Source organism: Micromonospora acroterricola, from assembly GCF_003172955.1.
Taxonomy (GTDB): Bacteria; Actinomycetota; Actinomycetes; order Mycobacteriales; family Micromonosporaceae; genus Micromonospora; species Micromonospora acroterricola.
Genome location: NZ_QGKR01000050.1, coordinates 1 through 4,575, shown reverse-complemented (window position 1 = coordinate 4,575; position 4,575 = coordinate 1). Strand labels below are relative to the sequence as shown.

General features: G+C 73.9%; 4 protein-coding genes and 1 pseudogene. 3 read left to right on the top strand and 2 right to left on the bottom strand.

All coding sequences use genetic code 11. The features are described 5' to 3' along the window. Positions 1-288: 288 nt before the first annotated feature. Both DKT68_RS32600 and DKT68_RS32595 read right to left on the bottom strand, forming a co-directional pair. The gene (locus DKT68_RS32600) at positions 289-984 is read right to left on the bottom strand and encodes a S1 family peptidase (protein ID WP_407940678.1); all 696 of its coding nucleotides are present in this window, start codon (positions 982-984) and stop codon (positions 289-291) included. 18 nt (positions 985-1,002) lie between these two features. Continuing rightward, a pseudogene (locus DKT68_RS32595) lies at positions 1,003-1,377 on the bottom strand (snapalysin family zinc-dependent metalloprotease); the annotation flags it as partial. A gap of 346 nt (positions 1,378-1,723) precedes the next feature. Here DKT68_RS32595 and DKT68_RS00655 point away from each other — a divergent pair. The 3 genes from DKT68_RS00655 to DKT68_RS00645 all read left to right on the top strand — a co-directional run. Continuing rightward, positions 1,724-2,296 (top strand): AMIN-like domain-containing (lipo)protein, encoded by a 573-nt coding sequence (locus DKT68_RS00655; protein WP_109815495.1) that lies wholly within the window; start codon positions 1,724-1,726, stop codon positions 2,294-2,296. A 117-nt stretch (positions 2,297-2,413) separates the two neighbouring features. Next, a complete protein-coding gene (locus tag DKT68_RS00650) occupies positions 2,414-3,094 on the top strand; it encodes a response regulator transcription factor (protein WP_109815497.1) in 681 nt (226 codons plus the stop codon). A gap of 13 nt (positions 3,095-3,107) precedes the next feature. Next, a partial coding sequence (locus DKT68_RS00645) for a sensor histidine kinase (protein ID WP_109815494.1) occupies positions 3,108-4,575 on the top strand: 1,468 nt, incomplete at its 3' end.

Sequence of the window (4,575 nt, the reverse complement as noted above, 5' to 3'; positions counted from 1 at the left end):
GCGGGGGCGCGGTCGGGGACGCGGTCGGGGTGTCGTCGCCACCCAGCAGGTCGTCGACGATCCGGCCGACGCCGCCGATGAGGTCACGGACCGGGCCCGATGGGGCCGACGGCGACGGTGTGGGCGACAGGGCGAGGGTCAGCACGAGTGCGACGACGACGGGCATGAGTACACCTCGGATCGTTCGGGTGCCAGGCACCGTACCTCAGCGCGGCGGCGCGTGGGTGACCCGACGGCGCGGGGCGGGCACGCGTGTCGCGCGTGCCCGCCCCCTCACGTCCCACGTGATCACACGGGCAGTCCACCACCGACCTGGGTGGAGATCCAGGACCGGATCGACGGCAGGTCGACGTAGATGGACGGGCCGGTGGCGCAGGTGGAGTTGTTGTTGCCGGCCCGGCTGGTCGCGCCGATGAGGTTCCACACCCCGTTTACCCGGCGCGCCTGCGGGCCCCCGGAGTCGCCGTAGCAGGCGCCGGAGGTGCCGTTGGTGTTGTTGGTGCAGATCTCGTAGGGGCCGTTGATGCCCGAGCACCGACTGTCGGCCACGATGGACGTGTCCAGCTCGTTGGCCACGGCCGGTGCCGAGCCGCAGCCCGGGCGGGCACAGGTCTGGCCCCAGCCGATGATCCGGGTGGCGGTGCCGACCGCGCCGGAGGTCGTCGGGATCGGGGCCGGAGCGTACGTGACCGAGCTGGCCAGTTGGAGCAGCTTGACGTCGACGCTCGGGTGGTTGACCGCGCGGGTCACCCGCACCACCGTCCCGCCGCTGGTGCGGTTGACGCTGCCCACCCGCACCGAGGACGGCGTCGAGCAGTGCTTCGCGGTGACCGCCCAGTTGGCCTTGATGAGCGTTCCGGTGCAGCCGGAGACGTACACCATGAAGGGGTAGTTCTCGGAGGCCGGTCGGCCGCCGACCACCGTCGGCCCGATGTCCCCGGCGCCGTCCCAGGTGTACGTCGCGCCGGTGACCGGCGCGGCCAGCGTGCCGGCGAACAGCGAGTTCACCCGGGACGCCTCGGCCGAGCTGGGGTACGCGTTGCGGCAGGACACCGGGGCGCTGCTGCCGGACATCAGGTCGGAGCAGAGGCCGGTGCGCCGGTCCGGCAGGCCCAGGATGTGGCCGAGTTCGTGGGCGGCGATCCGGTTGCGGTCGTAGCCCTGGTTGACGGCCGTGCGGCCCATCCAGATCCGGCCCGAGCCGAGCCCGGTCGGTTGCGCCCGGGGCCAACCGTCGTCGACGTAGATGGTGATGCTGGCCGGGGTGCCGGGCTGGAGCCGGACGGTGCTGACCCGGCTGTTCCAGATCTGCGCCGCCTGGTCGAAGTTGGTGCGGAACTCACCGGTCCGGCTCGCGTCGTAGTAGACGGTCCGCACAGCGGCGGCCGGGGCGCCGGTGGCGAGCTGCACCCCGGCCGCCGCCAGCACGGCCACCAGTACGGCCTGCGCCGCACGCAGCACTTGTCGTCGGAACATCACGCACTCCCCTGCGGTCGTCCGGCGACCACCGGCCACCGGTCATTGATGTACGTCGATACTAAAGTGACACTGGTCGATGTTCGGCATAGCGGAACCGTCATACCGGCGAAGTACGGCGGGGCACCGTTACCCAGCGGTTACACCATGGCGAAGTGGTCGTGCCGGTGCGGGACCACGGTCAGGGCAGAGGGTCACCGGCAACGCCGCCGCGGCGTGGCCCCGAGCATCGGACGGAGGCACCACGATGAGGATCAGGAGCGCACTGACGGCGCTGGCGGTCGTACTCGCCGGGCTGGTCGCCGGCGCGGGCAACGGCGCTGCGGCGAGCACCACCAGGGCGACGACCGCGTCGCCGTACTGCGGGATCACCTGGGGCAGCGCGGAGAAGTCGGCGGGCGCGTTGAGCAGCGCCCCGCTGGTCGACGTGCGGACCGGCCGCCACGAGTGCCACGACCGGGTGGTGTTCGAGTTCGCCGGCCCGGTGGACGGCTACGCGGTCGGCTACGGCGAGACGTGGACCGAGGGCGAGGGATTGGCGCTGTCGCCGTACACCGCCGGTGACGCCGTGCTGCGGGTCTCGCTGCGGGCCCCGGCGTACGACGACGCCCACCTGGCCACCGTGCCCTACCGCGTCGGTGAGCACGCCGCGAACCTGCTGCGCTACCCGACGCTGCGGGACATCGTCTTCGGCGGCAGCTTCGAGGGCTACACCACCTTCGCCGTCGGTGTGCGGGCCCGGCTGCCGTTCCGCACGTTCGTGCTGGCCGGCCCCGGCGGACACAGCCGGATCGTGCTCGACGTGGCCCACCGGTGGTGACGTAGGGACGGGCCCCTTCCCATCGCCTCGCGAGAGGAAGGGGCCCGTCCGGGCGGGTCGTCGACACCGGCCGTTTCGCCAGGTCTGTGGCCGTCGCGGCGGGTCTACCCTCAGGTGGTGGAGGGCCGCGTGCTGGTGGTCGAGGACGATGCCTCCATCCGGGAGGTCACCGCCCTCGGTCTGCGCCGCGCCGGCTTCCGGGTCGACACCGCCGCCGACGGGCGGCAGGCCCTGGCGACGTGGCGGGCCCACCCGGTCGACCTGATCGTGCTCGACGTCATGCTGCCCGGCCTGGACGGCCTGGAGGTCTGCCGGGAGATCCGGCGCACCAGTCAGGTGCCGATCCTCATGCTGACCGCGCGCACCGACACGCTCGACGTGGTCGTGGGGTTGGAGTGCGGCGCGGACGACTACCTGCGCAAGCCGTTCGACCTGCCCGAGCTGGTGGCCCGGGTCCGCTCGGTGCTGCGGCGGGCCAGCACGCCGGTCGCCTCGACGACGATCGAGGTGGGCGGTCTGGAGATCGACCCGGGCAGCTTCGTCGTACGTCGGGACGGCCGGGAGATCGCCCTGACCGCCACCGAGTTCCGCCTGCTGCTGGAGCTGGCCCGCCGGCCCGGCCAGGTCTTCACCCGGGAGCTGCTGCTGGACCTGGTGTGGAACCACCGCTTCCTGGGTGACTCGCGGCTGGTCGACGTGGCGGTGCAGCGGCTGCGCGCGAAGGTCGAGGACGATCCGGCGCACCCTCGGCTGGTCCGCACCGTGCGTGGGGCCGGCTACAAGTTGTCCACGGGCTGACGGGAGGTCGGCGATGGCCGGACGCGCGGTGCCCCCGGGCCGGCTGCGGCGCCGGCTGACAATCGCGTTCGTGCTGGTCGCCGGGGTTTCCGCGGGCCTGCTCGCCGGCGGGGCCGGGCTGCTGCTGCGGCAGTCCTGGTTGGACGCCTCGCTGCACCAGTCCGCCGCCGACACCCGCTACCAGCTGGTCCTCGCCGGGCAGTTCCTGCCGCTGACCGGCCAGCGCAGCACGGATCTGCTCACCAGCTTCGAGGGCAGCGGCCGCCACGTGGTGCTCGTCGACGGCCCGGCCCGCCCCTCGCACCCGTCGTACGCCCCGACGCTCGGCGCCCCGCTGCGGGCCACGGTGGCGGACGGGCGGCTCGGCTACCAGCGGTCCGCGCCGTCGGAGCGGCCCCGGCTGCTGGTGGTGGGCGGACGCATCCCCGGCTCGACCGCCGAGTTGTACGTGATCACCGTCGAGGACGACATCGCCGCCGACCTGGGTCAGGTGCGCACCGCACTGCTGGCCGGCTGGGTGCTCGTGGTGCTGCTCGCCGCCGGGGTGGGGCACCTGCTGGCCCGCCGCACGCTGGAGCCGGTGGGCCGGGCCAGCCGGGCGGCCCGGGCGCTCACCGAGGGCCTGCTCGCCACCCGCCTGCCGGTGCGCGGGCGGGACGAGTTCAGCGTGTGGGCGGCGTCGTTCAACGAGATGGCCGAGGCGCTGGAGTCGAAGATCGCCGCGCTGTCCGCGGCGCAGGCGCGTGAGCGGCGGTTCACCGCCGACGTCGCGCACGAGTTGCGTACCCCGGTGACCGCCCTGGTGGCCGCGGCCTCGCTGCTGCGCGAGCACCTCGACCAGCTGCCCGACGACGCCCGGCCGGCCGCGCGGCTGCTGGTCGGCGACGTGGTTCGGCTGCGTCGTCTCGTGGAGGACCTCATGGAGATCTCCCGGCTGGACGCCGGCCAGGAGCGGCCGAGCGTCGAGCCGATCGACGCACCGGCACTCCTGCGCCGGATCGTCGCCGCGCGCGGCTGGTCCGAGCGGGTGCTGGTCACCGGCGACCCGATCGCGCTCCGCACCGATCCGCGCCGGCTGGAACGGGTGCTGGCCAACCTGGTCGCCAACGCCGTCGAACACGGCGGCGGCGAGATCCGGGCCAGCGTCGTCGGAGCGGGTCCGCTGGTCGTCTTCGAGGTCAGCGACCAGGGGCCGGGCATCCCGGCCGAGCACCTGCCGCGCCTGTTCGACCGGTTCCACAAGGTCGACCCGTCCCGTTCCGCGCCGGGCAGCGGGCTCGGGTTGGCCATCGCCCGGGAACACGCCGCCCTGCTCGGCGGGTCGCTGAGCGTGCGGAGCGAGCCCGGCACGGGCAGCCGCTTCCGGCTGGAGCTGCCCGCCGACGGTCCCGAGCCGCACGCCGGCGCGCGCGTGCCGGTCGCGCGCGACGCCGATCCACGGCCACCCGGGGGTGAGCGCACGGCCGGCACGGGAGCCGGGT